General features: G+C 39.8%; 19 protein-coding genes. 7 read left to right on the top strand and 12 right to left on the bottom strand.

Going from position 1 to position 15911, the window contains the following annotated elements:
• The first annotated feature begins 269 nt into the window (after positions 1-269).
• Positions 270-1220 (top strand): OmpA family protein, encoded by a 951-nt coding sequence (locus MED134_RS09660; RefSeq protein ID WP_038598320.1) that lies wholly within the window; start codon positions 270-272, stop codon positions 1218-1220.
• 19 nt (positions 1221-1239) lie between these two features.
• Entirely contained in the window at positions 1240-1902 is a 663-nt protein-coding gene (locus tag MED134_RS09655) for a hypothetical protein (protein ID WP_038598318.1), read from the top strand.
• A 79-nt stretch (positions 1903-1981) separates the two neighbouring features.
• On the opposite strand, the gene MED134_RS09650 is transcribed toward MED134_RS09655, so the two are convergent.
• From MED134_RS09650 to MED134_RS09640, 3 genes are all read right to left on the bottom strand, one after another.
• Positions 1982-2398, bottom strand: a complete 417-nt coding sequence (locus MED134_RS09650; RefSeq protein ID WP_038598314.1) for an OsmC family protein — start codon at positions 2396-2398, stop codon at positions 1982-1984.
• Positions 2399-2494: 96 nt separating this feature from the next.
• Positions 2495-3595, bottom strand: a complete 1101-nt coding sequence (locus MED134_RS09645) for a DNA helicase PriA (RefSeq protein ID WP_038598311.1) — start codon at positions 3593-3595, stop codon at positions 2495-2497.
• Positions 3596-3657: 62 nt separating this feature from the next.
• Positions 3658-4797: an SPFH domain-containing protein gene (locus tag MED134_RS09640; RefSeq protein ID WP_038598308.1), complete on the bottom strand. Its 1140-nt coding sequence runs from the start codon at positions 4795-4797 to the stop codon at positions 3658-3660.
• A gap of 483 nt (positions 4798-5280) precedes the next feature.
• Here MED134_RS09640 and MED134_RS09635 point away from each other — a divergent pair, with 483 nt between their 5' ends.
• The 4 genes from MED134_RS09635 to aat all read left to right on the top strand — a co-directional run bounded on the left by MED134_RS09635 (position 5281) and on the right by aat (position 7659).
• A complete protein-coding gene (locus MED134_RS09635; RefSeq protein WP_038598306.1) occupies positions 5281-6156 on the top strand; it encodes a flavin reductase family protein in 876 nt (291 codons plus the stop codon).
• A 36-nt stretch (positions 6157-6192) separates the two neighbouring features.
• Positions 6193-6576, top strand: coding sequence for a DUF3127 domain-containing protein (locus MED134_RS09630; RefSeq protein ID WP_038598304.1), 384 nt, complete (start codon positions 6193-6195; stop codon positions 6574-6576).
• Positions 6577-6651: 75 nt separating this feature from the next.
• Positions 6652-6972, top strand: a complete 321-nt coding sequence (locus MED134_RS15200) for a hypothetical protein (RefSeq protein ID WP_148305654.1) — start codon at positions 6652-6654, stop codon at positions 6970-6972.
• A 54-nt stretch (positions 6973-7026) separates the two neighbouring features.
• The gene (aat, locus tag MED134_RS09625) at positions 7027-7659 is read left to right on the top strand and encodes a leucyl/phenylalanyl-tRNA--protein transferase (RefSeq protein WP_038598302.1); all 633 of its coding nucleotides are present in this window, start codon (positions 7027-7029) and stop codon (positions 7657-7659) included.
• Positions 7660-7667: 8 nt separating this feature from the next.
• Here the strand turns inward: aat and MED134_RS09620 are convergent, their stop codons facing one another.
• A complete protein-coding gene (locus tag MED134_RS09620) occupies positions 7668-8237 on the bottom strand; it encodes a DNA-3-methyladenine glycosylase I (RefSeq protein ID WP_038598299.1) in 570 nt (189 codons plus the stop codon).
• Between the two features lie 68 nt (positions 8238-8305).
• Between MED134_RS09620 and MED134_RS09615 the strand changes: the two genes are divergently transcribed.
• Positions 8306-8920: a thioredoxin family protein gene (locus tag MED134_RS09615; RefSeq protein WP_038601140.1), complete on the top strand. Its 615-nt coding sequence runs from the start codon at positions 8306-8308 to the stop codon at positions 8918-8920.
• A 9-nt stretch (positions 8921-8929) separates the two neighbouring features.
• Here MED134_RS09615 and MED134_RS09610 read toward each other — a convergent pair whose 3' ends face one another.
• From MED134_RS09610 to MED134_RS09575, 8 genes are all read right to left on the bottom strand, one after another.
• Positions 8930-9643, bottom strand: a complete 714-nt coding sequence (locus MED134_RS09610) for a hypothetical protein (RefSeq protein WP_038598296.1) — start codon at positions 9641-9643, stop codon at positions 8930-8932.
• A gap of 58 nt (positions 9644-9701) precedes the next feature.
• A complete protein-coding gene (gene truB / locus MED134_RS09605) occupies positions 9702-10427 on the bottom strand; it encodes a tRNA pseudouridine(55) synthase TruB (RefSeq protein WP_038598294.1) in 726 nt (241 codons plus the stop codon).
• Between the two features lie 4 nt (positions 10428-10431).
• Positions 10432-11226 (bottom strand): undecaprenyl-diphosphatase UppP, encoded by a 795-nt coding sequence (gene uppP, locus MED134_RS09600; RefSeq protein WP_038598291.1) that lies wholly within the window; start codon positions 11224-11226, stop codon positions 10432-10434.
• Between the two features lie 37 nt (positions 11227-11263).
• Complete coding sequence (locus MED134_RS09595; RefSeq protein WP_035326394.1) at positions 11264-11527, bottom strand: DUF3098 domain-containing protein; 264 nt, start codon at positions 11525-11527, stop codon at positions 11264-11266.
• Positions 11528-11546: 19 nt separating this feature from the next.
• On the bottom strand, positions 11547-12425 hold the full coding sequence (locus MED134_RS09590; protein ID WP_038598289.1) for a cell division protein FtsX: 879 nt from the start codon (positions 12423-12425) through the stop codon (positions 11547-11549).
• A gap of 90 nt (positions 12426-12515) precedes the next feature.
• Entirely contained in the window at positions 12516-13463 is a 948-nt protein-coding gene (locus MED134_RS09585) for a hydroxypyruvate isomerase family protein (protein ID WP_038598287.1), read from the bottom strand.
• A 4-nt stretch (positions 13464-13467) separates the two neighbouring features.
• A complete protein-coding gene (locus tag MED134_RS09580; protein ID WP_038598285.1) occupies positions 13468-14112 on the bottom strand; it encodes a gluconate 2-dehydrogenase subunit 3 family protein in 645 nt (214 codons plus the stop codon).
• Position 14113: 1 nt separating this feature from the next.
• A complete protein-coding gene (locus MED134_RS09575) occupies positions 14114-15793 on the bottom strand; it encodes a GMC oxidoreductase (RefSeq protein WP_193352750.1) in 1680 nt (559 codons plus the stop codon).
• Between the last annotated feature and the right edge of the window lie 118 nt (positions 15794-15911).

The raw sequence follows: 15911 nt of genomic DNA, 5'->3' as shown, positions 1-15911 counted from the left end.
GCGAAAGCGTAATCTCGTTCCGCCGTAATTTTACTAAGATAAGGGCTTGCCACTTACAGCCTATGACGTTATCTTTTTGTAAACATTTGAAAATCAGCAAAACACACTAAACAATGTGTTTTACAAGGATTGAACTCCCAAAAATGCTCGATAAACCCATTAAAATCGTCGAGGAAATACATAAATCTCTAACAATCAATGCATAAAATGCTGTTATGTTAAAATTTTAACTAACTTTAAGTCACACGAACCATTTAAACCTAACCAATATGAGTAAGAAATCAGGATACCTACTTGGTATGCTACTTACGATTATCATTTGTATGATTTTGGCTTGGATTTTTTGTTGTGGAGCCGGCGCAAGCGCTGCCCCTACTACAGATAAGCAAGAAACAACAGTAGATGATCAAAACGCAGTAGCTGCTACCACAGCGGCCACCTCAATGGGCTTCAATTTAAGAGGCACAGACGGAAACTTTGCTTTTACAAGCAACGACAATTTTAATTTTAATAGTTCAGACTTTGCCATCATTACTCCTGTAGCAGGAGATGTAAACAATGGTATTGCAAAGCTTAAAGGCTATTTTGATGCAGAAGGTAATGACAATAAAATGGTCAATATTACAGGCTATTATGACAGTGATGAAGTAAACAACTCGGCTTATGCAAACCTAGGTCTTGCACGTGCCACTGCTGTAAAAAATTACTTTGTAGATCAAGGTATCTCTTCAAGTCGCATTAACACCTATGGTGAGCTACGCGAAGAATTAGTTCCAGATGGAGATATTTATAGAGGGCCTGTTTCATACAATCTCTACGCACAAGCCGCCGAAGATGAGGCCAAAGCGCAAGAAGACCTTGCAAATATGGCTGAAGCTATCAAGGCAGACCCGCTAGTAATTTATTTTGACTACTCAGAGGCTTCTGTAAACCTCAACGCACAACAGCGTAAAAAACTAGGAAACATCACACGTTACCTTGATAAGGTAGAAGGATCTAGCATTACGGTAGAAGGGCACACAGACAGTCAAGGTAGTATGGCTACAAATGATAGACTAGGACTTGAGCGTGCAGAATTTGGTAAGCAATACCTTCAAAACAATGGGATTGCGGGTGCAAAAATCAAAACCGTTACAAAGGGAGAACGTAACCCTATTGCAACAAATGATACAGAAGAAGGCCGCACTCAAAACAGACGCGCCGTAATAACTATAAACTAACTCATTAAAAAATATACATATGGATTTTTCAAATATAGCTTGCTGGATCTGGCCACTTATAGCCGGAGTAGTATGCGGAATTTTAGGATACTTACTAGGTAGACTCTTTGGTAGTTCTAAAGAAGAAACAACAACTCACGACACCTATGATTACAAGGCAGATCTTGATGCGTGTAGAAAGAAAACAGCCTCATTAGAAGCAGACCTAGAGGCGTGTAGAACAAAGCTTAAGGCTACACCTCCACCAGCGGCTCCAGCAGCAGCTAGTACCACTGCAAGTATGGCAAGCTCATTTGCAGCCGGTGCAGCGACAAGCGAGACCGTTATCTCAAATACAAATACGAGTGTACCATCACCGTCTATAGGTATCATAGGTGTACCATTTGATGCAGCAGCGGCAAAAGGCGTGTATGGTAAGAAAAGAATAAAAGAAGACGATCTTACTATTGTAGAAGGAATAGGTCCAAAAATATCTGAGCTCTTTCATAATCACGATATCAAAACGTGGGCAGCACTTGCAAGCACTTCTGTAGAGAAGTGTCAAGAGGTACTTAATTCTGGTGGTAAACGCTTTGAAATACATCGTCCAGGCACCTGGCCTATGCAAGCCGAAATGGCCGCTCTAGGTAAGTGGGCAGAGCTTAAAAAATGGCAGGACGAGCACGATTACGGTAAAGCGTAAATAGCTCTATATATTCCATATAAAAAAAGTCCGCTATGATATGTTTCATAGCGGACTTTAATTTTATAACAGTTCTCTTCTATAATAATGTAGCCTGCAGTGTTATTTCTGCTTTCATAAGCTTAGATAATGGGCACACTTCTTTTGCCTTAGTTACTATTTTTTCAAACTCCTCCGTTGAGATATTTGGAACCTTTCCTTTTGTGGTGAGGTGAATTTTTGTAATCTCCCCATCTTCAAAAGTTACGTCTGCACTCGTATATAGAGCATCTGCTACGTAGTCTTCTTCATTGAGTAAAAAACTAAGTTGCATTGTATAACATCCAGAATGTGCTGCTCCTATAAGTTCCTCTGGATTTGTACCCACTCCGTCTTCAAATCGGGTCCCAAAGGCATATTGTGCTTTATCTAGCACGGTACTTTCGGTAGAGATTGTTCCTTTTCCTTCTTTTCCGCTTCCTTCCCAGTGTGCGCTTGCGCTTCTTGTAAATTTCATTGTCTTTTTTGTTTAAAGATATAAGTATTCCGCTTTCGCGAAAGCGGCATTAACACCTTATAACAGTGCGTTTAACAAATATTTACAACGCAAAAACTATCCCGCTCCCTGAGCAAAAACTACAATCACACCTATAATGATAAGTCCCGCAAGTATGGCAAAAAATATTTTCCAGAACGAATACGGTCTTTTACCAGAAAGCGCGCCCGTCTCACCGTTTACAAAGAAGTTATACTCCTTACCATTGTAACGATAAGAGCTCACATAAACGGGTAATAAAATATGCTTAAAGGTCTCCTCTGCCAGCTTCATATCTATAGAGGTTACTCGCTGCGTGTCGCCCCCTATATCTCCAGCGGCCCAGCTTGTGGCGATTTGCTTTGCCGTCTCACGTGACTTGGTATGACCATCTTTAAGAGGGATGGTATACTTTTCTGTCACAAAACCAGATAAGAATCCGCTATTGAAGGGTTGTAGCTTTTTAAGATCCCAGCGTGCAATTTTAGAGGGAACTCTACCAGCGCGTTGTTTTGATGCTTTTATGAGCGTGTCATCTACAAATCCAGACACGTGACCAGAGGCGGGATACCATCTTGTTTTACGCACTTGCCTGCTCTTTCTATTACCATCACTATCGCGATAGGTTTGTGTCTCATAATAATACTCACCACGCTGTCCCGTATAGTTTGCAGCAAGCTGTGCATCAAAGGTCCAATAAGGCAAGTACAGCCCCTTTGTAAACTGCGGATCTAGTGAGGCTTTCTTAAGTTTATTAGGCGCCCACCAGAGACCGTTCACCCATTTTTTAAATATTTGAAAAGACTTTTTTTGATCTATCTGAAAGGGAAGAACAGCTCCTGGTAATATCCAGTCTTCCTTGCGGGCATCTTCAAGTATGAGTGGCATACTGCAATACACGCAGTGTAGGGATTTATAGTTTTCTTCTACGTGCTGGTTTGCTCCACAATTTTTGCAATGCAACATAGAGATCTCTTCGCTGTTTTTTTGATCACCCATACTTTCTAGGTATGGATACAGCTCTAACTCTTCAAACTTGCTAGTCTCTAGTGATATCTCTTCTTTATGACCGCAATACTCACAAGTGATGGCTGTGGTACCTGGCTTATACTTGAGCTCTGCCCCGCAATTTATGCAGGCCTTTTTGAGTTCGGTTTTATGTATGGGGTTTTCTTCCATATAGGCATAGGGTAATTACGCTTTCGCGAAAGCGCACTTAAGCTATTACATTTTAAAATTTTTTAAACCGGCAGTGGCGGCGGTGTGTTACCTCCTAAAAATGACTTAAGCTCCTCTACCTCCTGCAATGCAGTCCATCCAGCCATACCTTGCTTCCATACAAGGCTTTCTTTATTGATAGTGCGGTTTGCAAATAGCGCTTTTAATTGTTCAAAAGAAACGGGACCTTGTTGTGCACCGTTTACAGCATAAAAATATTGTACTGCGGCTGGTATAGGTGGCGGCATCATTCCGCCTTGATTCATTTGTGGTTGTGCTTGTTGTTGTCCTCCCATTTGTGGAGACATCATTCCTCCCATTTGTTGTGCGAGTACAAAGCCCATTCCCATTCCCATTCCTGCACCTGCTGTACCACCATCATTTGCAGCGGCAGCTTCTATCGCTTTGGCAGTTTTGAACTTAGTAAGCTTATCTAGGTCAAGCTTATCGATACGGCTGTACTCAAAGATTTCTTTCTTGAGGTCTTCTGGCATCGATACATTCTCGATGTAAAACTTCTCAAGAGAGATACCTACAGACATAAATTCTGGCTTCATTACCTCTTGGCACGTCTCAGAAAGCTCAGAGGTATTTGCCGCATAGAGCTCTATAGGGAGATTTGCTTCACCTACCGTATCTGTAAATCTAGTAGCAATGAGACTCTTGAGATGCTCATTAATTTCAAAATTTGTAAAATTGTTATCTGTCCCTACGATGTCTACAATAAACTTTCCTGCATCTGCAATTTTAAAGGCATAGGTGCCAAAAGCGCGAATCTCGACTAGTCCAAAACGGTCATCGCTTAATGTTATAGGGTTTTTAGTTCCCCACTTTTCGTCTGTAAATAAGTGTGTGTTTACAAAATAAACTTCTGCTTTAAATGGAGAGTTAAAGCCATATTTCCAACCTTTAAGTGTTGAAAGAATGGGTAAATTTTGAGTAGTAAGGTCATATGTACCTGGCGTAAAAACATCTGCAAGTTGGCCCTCGTTTACAAATACGGCTGTCTGTCCTTCACGCACAATGAGCTTTGCACCGTTTTTAATCTCGTTTTGATAACGTTCAAAACGGTGAGCAATCGTGTCATCTGTGTAGTCTAGCCACTCTACAATATCTATAAACTCGTTACTGAGCTTCTCTTTAATCTTGCTAAAAATATCCATAGGTTGTGTTGTTTTTACTATTGGTGGCTTGAAGATACAAAATGTTACAAAAAACCGGCTATTGTTCCCCCAAACAATAGCCGGTTTTAAAGTGCCTAAGCAAAGGCTAATTCAAACTTAAGATTTTTTTAGTTTTCTAATTCTGATACTCATAGGAGCTACCATCTGGAAACTCGATAGAAAAAAATGACACATCAAATTCTTCATCTTGGCATATTTGCTCTAGAAGTCCCCATTCTTCTGTTTGCGATTTCATAATTGTTTTATTTTATGATTACTACAGCACAAATATGCAACCATAAACAGATTAGTATGTAGCTATAATGGCGCATATTGCTTAGGGTTTTTACCCCTAATCCTACGGGTGTATTCATCACAACTTATGATTAATGAGTAGCTATGGTTTTTGTTAAGCTTTCGCGAAAGCGTAATAGACCCTATAAGATTTGGTATTTTTGAACCTTACATTTTAAAAGAAATTATATGCTTACTATAGATCCAAAAGATATTCCTGTTTCTGAGTTATTTGGTCACCTTACAGGTGCAGTGGGGCCACGTCCCATAGCATTTGCAAGTACTGTAGATAAGGATGGTAATGTAAATCTGGCTCCTTTTAGTTTTTTTAATGTCTTTGGGGCAAATCCTCCCATACTTGTGTACTCACCCTCTCGTAGCGGGAGAGATAATACCACAAAAAACACGCTAGATAATGTGCTAGAGGTTGCAGAGTGTACGGTAAATATGGTAAACTATGCAATGGTACAGCAAATGTCGCTCGCAAGTACAGCTTATGCAAAGGGCGTAAATGAATTTGTAAAAGCTGGTCTTACAGAGCTTGCCTCAGAAACGGTAACACCTCCTCGCGTGGCAGAATCTCCAGTGCAGTTTGAGTGTAAGGTGATCGAGGTAAAAGCGCTGGGTGATCAAGGTGGCGCGGGTAACCTCGTGATATGCGAGATTCTTAAAATGCATATAGATAAAACCATTCTTACAGACACTGGTGCCATAGACCCACTTAAAATAGATCAAGTATCACGTATGGGCGCAAACTGGTATAGCCGTGCAAAAGAAGGGCTTTTTGAAGTGCCAAAACCTATTGCAAAAACAGGAATAGGCGTAGATCAAATTCCAGAAAACATACGCCTGAGCGATATACTTACTGGTAATGACCTCGGGATGCTGGGTAATGTAGAGCAACTCCCTACCCAGGCACAAATAGACACATTTATAGCAAGTGATGTGCATATAAAGGAACTAGTAAAAACAGGCGATGACCTTGTGATACACAAAAAAGCGCAAGAATTATTGGCTCAAAAAAATGTGAATAACGCGTGGAAGATTCTACTCGCAAAACGTTAGAATTTTCATAGATTTACACCCTAATAATTGAACACGATGGAAGTACAAGGAAAAGTAAAAATGATAGGTGAGACTCAAACTTTTGGGAGTAATGGGTTTAGAAAGAGAGAGATTGTTGTCACAACAGAAGAGCAGTATCCACAGCACATAATGGTGGAGTTTGTACAAGATAAAACAGACTTACTTAATAACTACTCTGTAGGTCAAAATGTAAAAATAAGCATTAACCTAAGAGGTCGTGAGTGGGTAAACCCACAGGGAGAAACAAAATATTTTAACTCAATACAAGGATGGCGCATAGAGAATCTTGCAGCAGCAAATGCTGGTGGAGGACAACAATTACCTCCTATGCCTCCTGCAGACTCTTTTGAACCTGCAACAAATCTTAATAGCGACGACCACGACGATCTACCTTTTTAGATCGATAAAGTGCTTACTAGCAACATTTTAAAACCCAAATCAACTCAATTGATTTGGGTTTTTTACTTTAAAGCTATGAAAGTTTATCACCTGTGTCAAAATTGCTATAAGAATTTTACAGCTAGTAACACTAGCAGTAAACACCCTGTAAATGAGTTAAATAAACCCATATGCAAGTCGTGTGAACGTGCCAGTACTCCAAAACGTGTCTCAAGCGCAATTATAGAAGCAGCCATTACGGGATGCCTAATGCTTGTTGCAAGCTATCTTTTACTTGAAAATCTCACACAAGTAGCGCTCGTTGCAATTATATACACCATCCCTGCACTTTTATATATTTTATATACTAGAAAGAATTTTGACCACATACAAGCGTTTAATAGTAATAAGGCATAGTTATCTTTGCCCTGACTATTAAATTAGATTGTGCTACCACTACCAGATCACCATATGTTTTCTAATGATCCTTGGTTTCCAGACCACCATCTGGCAGACGAAGAGGGTCTCCTTATGGTAGGTGGTGATCTTACCCCAGACTGGTTATTACTTGCCTATAGATCTGGGATTTTTCCTTGGTATAATGAGGGACAACCCATCTTATGGTGGACACCAGACCCTAGAATGGTGGTTGCTCCTCAAGATGTACACGTGTCAAAATCTATGCGCAAACTACTGCGTGACAATCCCTTTAAGGTTACCTATAATCAAAATTTTCTAGAAGTTATACTCGCCTGTAAACGCATTAAAAGATATGGACAGCAAGGCACCTGGATTACAAATGACGTGGTAGAAGCTTACCTAAGACTTCACCAGCTAGGCTATGCCATCTCTGTAGAAGTCTGGTATGAAGACAAACTCGTAGGAGGTCTGTACGGCATAGACTTGCAAGATAAAGGTGTTTTTTGTGGCGAGAGTATGTTTGCCACTGTGAGTAATGCTAGTAAGGTGGGATTTATTACGCTTTCGCGAAAGCTTACTAAAAACGGATACAAGCTCATAGACTGCCAGATGTACACAGACCATCTCGCAAGCCTAGGCGCCGCCGAAATACCTAGAGAAACATTTTTAGAATATCTTAAATAGTAGCTTTACTACTCTTGTACCATCTCGTACCTAAAACAGTTTACATCGTGATCATTTACCATCCCTATGGCCTGCATAAAGGCATAGATAATGGTGCTTCCCACAAACTTGAAGCCTCGCTTTTTAAGATCTTTAGATATTTTATCACTTAGAGGCGTATTTGCTGGGCATTCCTTATAGTCATTCCAGTGATTTTGTATGGGTGTATTATTTACATAATCCCATAGGTATTTTGAAAAACTGCCGTATTCCTTTTGGATCTCCATAAATAGCCTTGCATTTGTAACCGTACCACGTACTTTAAGCTTGTTTCTTATTATGCCAGCATCTTGCAAGAGTGATTGTATTTTATCTTCCTTATAAGCGGCAATACGCTTGTAGTCAAAATTATCAAAGGCAACTCTAAAGTTTTCTCTCTTTTTTAAAATTGTAATCCAGCTCAATCCCGCTTGAAAAGTCTCAAGAACCAAAAACTCAAAGAGTAGATCTTCATCTCTAAGCGGAGTTCCCCACTCGTTATCGTGATAAGCCTCATATAGGTCATCACCCACACACCAGCCACATCTATGTTTTTCCATACGGTTACAGTTTGTTTTTCTAACTCGAAAGATAGTAAGTTTGTAGTAAAGCCTGCGACATAATGGCTATGGAAACTATGCAAAAAACAACAGCACAACTAGTAAGAGAAAGTCTCTCTGAGGCAATCTCTTACCAAGATTATAGAGTACTTACAGAAACTCACGCCCTAGAAGGCACAAATACAGGTCCAGAAGTCACAGAGGCATTGCACAACTATACAATGCTCAATCACAAACGTATGAAGCGTCTAGATAAGACCATAAAACTGTCTGAAGAAGCTCAAAACGCAATAAAGCAATATAACAATAAAACCACTTGGCTTGTACTAACAGAAAGCTGGTGTGGTGACGCGGCACAAACAATGCCTGTAATGCAAAAGTTTGCAGACCTCAACCCTAACATTGATTTTAAGGTCATTCTAAGAGATGAAAATCTTGAGCTTATGGATCGTTTTTTATACAACGGTGGTCGGTCTATCCCAAGACTTATTGCCTTTGACAATGAAACTCAAGAAGTACTTGGAGACTGGGGACCACGTCCATCTGAAGCTACAAAAATGGTAAATGATTATAAAGAAGCTCACGGTAAACTCACACCAGAGTTTAAACAAGACTTACAAGTGTGGTATAATAAAGACAAAGGTCAGAACACTGTAGAAGATTTACTTCATCTATTAAAATAGATTATAAGCTTATCCTTGAAAATCAAAAGTCACACTGCCTAGCTGTGTGGCTTTTGTTCCTTTATCAAAGTACGCCCTGTTTAAATATTTCATAGCCTGGTCTATAAGGCATCCATTTGCGCTTGTAGAAGCATTTTTATTAAACGTTTTCTTTACAATAACCCCTTTATCATTTACAGTAATATTTATGACCACCTTGCCAAAAGCGTCACAAGTATACACGGGGTTAGGTAAGGCAATAGCTGTACGACCTACTAAGTTATAAGAAACAGTACTCTGTCTGTAAGCGCTCTTTTTCTTAATGCCTCTAGCATCTTCTCTTGCCTCTATTGCGGCTTGTACTTCTTTCTTCTTTTCTTCTAGAGCAGCTTCTCTAGCCTCTTGCAGGGCGTTGAGCTGATTATTTGTGCGCTCATTAAGATTTTCAACACTGCTTTGCTGGCGCTGTACAATGGCCTTTCTTATCTCGTCCTCTTCTTGCAGCGCTTTAGATAATTCACTTGAGTTGTATGCTTGATTAGACAGACGAGTTCTTTGCTGTACAGGTGTTTTGGTTTCTTCCTCCGGTTCTTCTAGATTTTGAGTAATAACCGGTATTTCTATAAACTCCTCTGCTATCTCACCCTGATATGGTTTTACTCCCAAAAAGAAAAATATAAGCACTAAAAAACTCGCTCCAAAAACGGTAATGAGTAGTGCCTTATCTGATGGGGATAATTTCATAGGTATTTAAAAGTTACAAAAAATAAGCCATAAGTTATGGCTCGTAGGTGGCGCGCCTCTAGATATCGGTAGGATTGCTTTGAGTAATCTCTCTTATAAAGTCATCTAGTAGATGTGCATTATCTACGCTATAGTTGCCTATTTTGGTTCTTCTAAGCGCCGTAAGATGAGCACCACTTTTAAGCCCTTCTCCAAAATCGAACGCCAGGGATCGTATATAAGTACCTTTACTGCAGCTTACTTTAAAATCTACTTCGGGCATTTCAATACGTGTGATTTCAAAAGATGAGATGTGTATCTCTCGTTTCGGGATTTCTACTTCCTCACCTGCTCTTGCAAATTCATACAGACGCTTCCCTTCTTTTTTTAGTGCAGAAAATACAGGTGGACGTTGCATTATTTTTCCTTGGTACGCTTTCGCGAAAGCGTATATATCCTCCTCAGTGATATGCTCGGTAGGGTATTCTTTATCTATGGCTGTCTCCAGGTCATAACTAGGCGTGGTGCCACCTAGAGTGATGGTGCCAGTATATTCCTTCTCCTGACCCATAAACTCGTGTAGACGCTTTGTAAACTTGCCTGTACAGATAATCATAAGACCAGTAGCTAGCGGGTCTAGTGTGCCTGCGTGCCCTACTTTGATCTTTTTTATGTTTCGGTTCTTACGTATGAGCCAACGCACTTTGTTTACTAGCTGGAAGGAAGTCCACTCAAGAGGCTTGTCAAAAATAAGCACTTGGCCATCTCTAAAATCTTGATCTGTAAGGCTCGTTATCTTAGACATAGACTTAGTTATAAAGTGAGAAACCTATCGCAATAACTCCTACAATGAGGCAGTATATAGCAAACCAAGAGAGTTTACTTTTCTTCACAAGTTTTATCATCCAGGTGCAGGCTATAAGTCCTGCAACAAAGGCAGATATAAAACCTATCACTAGTACAGAGACATTACCCGTTTGAGTTGTAATTACACCGTCCATAAGGTCTTTTGCAATTTTCCCAAAAATAAGTGGAATCACCATTAAAAATGAAAATCGTGCTGCCTTACTCTTATCATTACCCAGTAATACAGAGGTAGATATAGTCGCTCCACTACGTGAGATACCAGGTATCATAGCGACTGCTTGAGAAACGCCAATTATAAATGCATTTGAAAAAGTAACATTCTTTTGAGTGTCTTTTGCTCTATCTGCAAAGTATAGTAGTACCGCAGTTACAAGTAGCATACAGCCTACAAGCATAATATTTCCACCAAAAAGTGCTTCTAGTTGCTCCTCAAAAAAGAGTCCTACAATAACAGCAGGTATCATTGACAAAACGATTTTTGCCGAAAATTGTGTTTCTTCATTCCACTTGAATGAAAACAATCCGCTTAAAATTTCTATGATATCTTTTCTAAAAACTACAATGGTAGAAAGTGCTGTTGCAAAATGTACCACTACGGTAAACATAAGGCTCTCTTCTGGTACAGAAGTATCTCCTAGTATAGCTTTACCTAGCTCGAGGTGCCCACTAGATGAAACAGGTAAAAACTCAGTGAGTCCTTGAATGACACCAAGGATAAATGCGTCAAGATTATTCATAGGGCAAAGATAAAACTGTAGTTATAAGCGGCAAATGTTACTTACCTTTATTAGGATTTAATAAGATGGCATATACTTCTATACCAAAACCTATAAGTATTACTGCTGGGGCAAGACGTATGCGTCTCCAAGAGTAAATCTCTGGGTTAAACACATTAGGGTCATCACTACCTCCTCCAGACATAAGTATAAAACCTAAGGCTATAACTCCAAGGCCTATAAGCATCCACGTAAAATTTTTCTTCCCAAATATAAATTCGGTAGTTTGTTTTGATACTTCTTTACGTTTTTGTTCTCCCATAATACATCTAGTAATTCGGCTAGTAGTATAGCTCGTCTGTGCGCAAATTTAAGAAACGTTGTGTTGCCAGAAAGGTACTAAACCAAGTAATGAGTATTCCCATTAAAAACACACCTCCAAATAATGCTCCAAGTACGAGCGGGTCATCTAGTAATGTGAGTTGCGGGAATGCTTTATTTGCATAATACAGTACTCCTGCCATACCTGCTATAGCGATAAGCGCACCTATAATCCCGAGGCGCACACTCTTCCATACAAAGGGACGTCTTATAAAACGTTTTGTCGCACCTACCATTTGCATTGTCTTTATTGTAAAACGCTTTGCATACACAGATAGTCGTATAGAGCTATTGATAAGTAGCACAGCGATGAACGTAAATATGCCAGAGATAATGAGTATCCACAGGCTTATTTTTTTGATATTATCGTTAAGCAATGATATAAGAGGTTTATCATAAGTTACTTCTTCTACAAAGTCTTTTGATGCGATCTCGTTTGCTATTTCTTCTACCTTCTCTGCAGATACATAATCTGCATTGAGATATAAGTCTATGCTATTTTGAAGCGGGTTCTCGCCAAGGTAATCTACAAAGTTTTCTCCCAAGGCTTCACTATGAGCTGCCGCAGCCTCTTCCTTTGAAACAAATTTTATAGATTTTGTGTACGCTGCAAGAGAAAGTGTTTTCTCTAGCTGTTTCATCTCCACGTCTTTTGCAGTGTCTTTAAAGTAAACACCTACAGCAATGGTCTCCTTAAAATAATCTGCTACCTTCTTAGTATTGAGGACTAGTAACCCCAAAATTCCCAACAGAAAAAGAACCAAAGCAATACTAATCACCACCGAAAAATAGGAGGTAATTAATCGTCTTTTCTGGTATTTTTCAAAAGATGAACTCATTTGCTAGGGTTTTGAGTAAAAGTAGTAAATCCTACACACTCCGTTATGAAACGAAGAGATTCTGATTGTATTATTATTAAAATTACAGATTTACAAAAACCCATCACTCTCTACATACGCATCTATCACACGCTGCTCGCCCTCTTTTCCTTCTATACTGTTACCGTGTTCCATTCCTAAAACTCCTTTAAAACCACGACTGTGTATGTATTTAAATACATTTTTGTAGTTAATCTCACCAGAGGTAGGCTCATTGCGTCCTGGGTTATCCCCTATCTGGAAATAAGCAATCTCGTCCCAGCACTGCTCAATGTTTGGGATTAAGTTTCCTTCTTGAATTTGCTGGTGGTAGATGTCAAAAAGAATCTTGCACGACGGACTGTTTACAGCTTTACAAATTTGATATGCTTGTGGTGACTTAGATAAAAAGAGTCCTGGGTGGTTTCTAAAATTAAGTGGCTCTAGCACCATCACAATACCGTGCGGTTCTAGTAAGGCGCTTGCTTGTCTAAGGCTCTCTACTACGTTTACCGTTTGAAAATCAATATTTTGACGCAAGTCTACGTGACCAGGCACCACGGTCATCCATTTTGCATTTACACGTTTTGCTACCTCAATAGAGCTCTTAATATCTGCCAGAAACTCATCCCGCCATTCTTGTTTTCCGCTGGCTAGGTTTGGCTTTGTCCAGTGTATTTTATGAGCCACAAAAACGCCCATAGTGAGACCACGCCTACGCATCACCTCTGCCATTGCTTCTTGTTCAGCAATGGGGCGATTGCGCATTTCATTATCTTCAAAAGCGGTAAAGCCTTGATCTGCCATAAAGTTGAGCTGATCTATAACATTTTTGCCAGCGAGCTCATTAAACATCCCTATGTGCGGGGCATAATTGAGATTAAAAGCGTGTGGTTCTGTTTCCGCTTTCGCGAAAGCGGAATCTCTCACAACCGCATCCATAGCGTGTATACCTACGGTCCCTAAACCTAAAAAGGAACCCGTAAGAGCTCCTTTTTGTATAAATTTTCTTCTGTCCATATAATTACAGTGAGTAAGCTTTTCCTCCTGTTGCTTCCTCTACTGACAAGCAACCTATTTGTTGTCCCGGAATAGGTTCATAAGCAAGTACGTTTTCTCCTATCTCTTCAGACTGTTTCCAGCCCCAGATAGTCATACCTCTTACGTTTTGCAGTAAACTAAAAGCGCCAGCGTCTGGATCTACGGATACCGTCTTATCTCTCTGGTATGCTTGGTAATACTCACCTAGACTTTTATTAAATACTTCTTCTTGTTCTTTTGAAGCATTTAGATATTTGGCTAGAAGCTTGTCATAATCTTCGGCCTCTGCATCTTCAAAAGTTTTACCTGTAGCATCTTGTAATCTATTTGCAAGAGCATCAAAACCAGCCTTGATCTGTGCTTGATCTTCAAGAGGTGTCACTTCGTTCCAATACATATCTATAAACTTATGAGCACCTACATCTACAGCTCCTGGTATTGCCTCATCTGATGGGATGATAAGATCTACAATATGACGAAGCGCTTTACCTTGTGAGTTATTAATAAACACAGGTTCAAACACTGGCCCGTCTGCTTTACAGCTTTGTAGTAGGCTTAATACTGTAGGTGTTGCAACGAGTGCCACTCCACCTAATCCTAAGTTTTTTATTAATTGTCTTCTTTTCATCTTATGCTTCTTTTTTAATTTGAGCGGCAGCGTGATTTGCAGCACGTGCACTAAAAGCCATATAAGTAAGTGATGGGTTTACACAACTTGCAGAGGTCATAAACGCACCATCTGTCACATAAACATTAGGTACTGCGTGTAGCTGGTTATTACCATTACATACAGATGTTTTTGGGTCACGTCCCATACGTGCTGTACCCATCTCGTGTATACCGTTACCTGGAGCACTTGGGTCATCCATAGTCTGGATATCTTTAAAGCCGGCTTTTTTAAGCATATCTTTTGCACTTGCAATCATATCCTTACGCATTTCCCACTCGTTTTCTTTCCACTCTGCGTCAAAGTTTACTTTAGGTAATCCCCATTTATCAAGATCATTATAATCTAGGGTCATTTTATTCTCGTGGTAAGGAAGACACTCTCCAAAGCCCATAAGACCTATTGTCCACCCTCCTGGTTCTTGAATTGCTTTTTTAAGCCCTGCACCATATCCAGCCTCTGCAATTTGAGGTTGATAATCACCACGACCAGCACCACCTTGATAACCGTAACCACGCTTAAAGGTTTTTTGATCTGTTACTCCTCCTATGTTTCTAAAACGAGGTATGTAAATCCCGTTAGGGCGACGTCCTTTATAATATTTATCTAAATCTCCATCCCACTTTGCAGTAGCTCCTGCTTTAAAGTGGTGGTCCATTAAGTTATGTCCAAGCTCACCAGAGTCATTACCCATACCGTTAGGGAAGCGCTCACTCTTAGATTGCATAAGTATACTTGTAGACCCGATAGCAGATGCACAAAGGAAAACGACTTTAGACTTAAACTCTAACTTTTCATTTGTCTCTTGATCAATCACCTTAACTCCGGTAGCCTTACCGGTAGCATCATCATATATAACTTCTGTTACGATAGAAAATGGACGTAACGTCATATTTCCTGTACGCTCTGCAGCTGGTAGCGTAGATGAGTTACTTGAGAAATACCCTCCAAAAGGACACCCTCTCACACAGCGATTTCTAAACTGGCAAGCAGATCTACCATCATAGGTCTTTGCTCCTGTAATATGTGCAACACGACCTATGGTAAGAAGGCGACCATCTTTATAATTTTCGGCCATATTCTTTTTAAGAACCTCTTCTACACAGTTAAGCTCCATAGGTGGTGAAAACTTTCCGTCTGGTAATACCTCTAGACCTAATTTTTCTCCAGATACAGAGATATACTCCTCTACCTTATCATACCAAGGTGAGATATCTTTATAACGTACAGGCCAGTCTACAGCAATGCCTTCTTTTTTATTTGCTTCAAAATCTATATCAGACAGTCTATAACTCTGTCTACCCCACATAATAGAACGACCGCCTACGTGATACCCACGTATCCAGTCAAAGCGTTTTGTCTCATTATAAGGGTGATCAATATCATCTACAAAAAAGTGACGACTATCTGCCTTGTGAACGTATCCAGTACGAGCTTGTTTCTCATATCTAGCCTCCACTTCACGTGAGTTATTACCTTTAAATTTGTTGTCCCAAGGGTCATTGTGCATTGTAGGGTAGTCGTCTATATGCTTTACCATACGACCGCGCTCTAATACGAGCGTTTTCATACCGTTTTCACATAGTTCTTTTGCTGCCCATCCACCAGAGATTCCTGAGCCTACGACAATTGCGTCGTACATTTCGTTTTCGTTAGCTGTATTCACCATAAAATATATTAATGAAAATTTATTGGGATATAGGTTACCAAATATATAAATTTTAAGTTGTTTTTTGTGAATATCTAAAAAAGACTACCTT

It is taken from the genome of Dokdonia sp. MED134 (genome assembly GCF_000152925.2).
Classification (GTDB): domain Bacteria; phylum Bacteroidota; class Bacteroidia; order Flavobacteriales; family Flavobacteriaceae; genus Dokdonia.
The sequence above is the reverse complement of the archived record's forward strand: the minus strand, read 5'-3'. Positions and strand labels throughout refer to the sequence as shown.

Bases quoted from the DNA above. Each gene is read 5' to 3' on its own strand.
- uppP (WP_038598291.1), bottom strand. From the start codon at position 11,226: ATGAATAATCTTGACGCATTTATCCTTGGTGTCATTCAAGGACTCACT.
- MED134_RS09620 (WP_038598299.1), bottom strand. From the start codon at position 8,237: ATGGAAAAACATAGATGTGGCTGGTGTGTGGGTGATGACCTATATGAG.
- MED134_RS09580 (WP_038598285.1), bottom strand. From the start codon at position 14,112: ATGAAAAGAAGACAATTAATAAAAAACTTAGGATTAGGTGGAGTGGCA.
- MED134_RS09655 (WP_038598318.1), top strand. From the start codon at position 1,240: ATGGATTTTTCAAATATAGCTTGCTGGATCTGGCCACTTATAGCCGGA.
- MED134_RS09640 (WP_038598308.1), bottom strand. From the start codon at position 4,797: ATGGATATTTTTAGCAAGATTAAAGAGAAGCTCAGTAACGAGTTTATA.
- MED134_RS09635 (WP_038598306.1), top strand. From the start codon at position 5,281: ATGCTTACTATAGATCCAAAAGATATTCCTGTTTCTGAGTTATTTGGT.
- MED134_RS09610 (WP_038598296.1), bottom strand. From the start codon at position 9,643: ATGAAATTATCCCCATCAGATAAGGCACTACTCATTACCGTTTTTGGA.
- MED134_RS09590 (WP_038598289.1), bottom strand. From the start codon at position 12,425: ATGAGTTCATCTTTTGAAAAATACCAGAAAAGACGATTAATTACCTCC.
- MED134_RS09645 (WP_038598311.1), bottom strand. From the start codon at position 3,595: ATGGAAGAAAACCCCATACATAAAACCGAACTCAAAAAGGCCTGCATA.
- MED134_RS09660 (WP_038598320.1), top strand. From the start codon at position 270: ATGAGTAAGAAATCAGGATACCTACTTGGTATGCTACTTACGATTATC.
- MED134_RS09615 (WP_038601140.1), top strand. From the start codon at position 8,306: ATGGAAACTATGCAAAAAACAACAGCACAACTAGTAAGAGAAAGTCTC.
- MED134_RS09650 (WP_038598314.1), bottom strand. From the start codon at position 2,398: ATGAAATTTACAAGAAGCGCAAGCGCACACTGGGAAGGAAGCGGAAAA.
- MED134_RS09595 (WP_035326394.1), bottom strand. From the start codon at position 11,527: ATGGGAGAACAAAAACGTAAAGAAGTATCAAAACAAACTACCGAATTT.
- aat (WP_038598302.1), top strand. From the start codon at position 7,027: ATGTTTTCTAATGATCCTTGGTTTCCAGACCACCATCTGGCAGACGAA.
- MED134_RS09585 (WP_038598287.1), bottom strand. From the start codon at position 13,463: ATGGACAGAAGAAAATTTATACAAAAAGGAGCTCTTACGGGTTCCTTT.
- MED134_RS15200 (WP_148305654.1), top strand. From the start codon at position 6,652: ATGAAAGTTTATCACCTGTGTCAAAATTGCTATAAGAATTTTACAGCT.
- MED134_RS09575 (WP_193352750.1), bottom strand. From the start codon at position 15,793: ATGTACGACGCAATTGTCGTAGGCTCAGGAATCTCTGGTGGATGGGCA.
- MED134_RS09630 (WP_038598304.1), top strand. From the start codon at position 6,193: ATGGAAGTACAAGGAAAAGTAAAAATGATAGGTGAGACTCAAACTTTT.
- truB (WP_038598294.1), bottom strand. From the start codon at position 10,427: ATGTCTAAGATAACGAGCCTTACAGATCAAGATTTTAGAGATGGCCAA.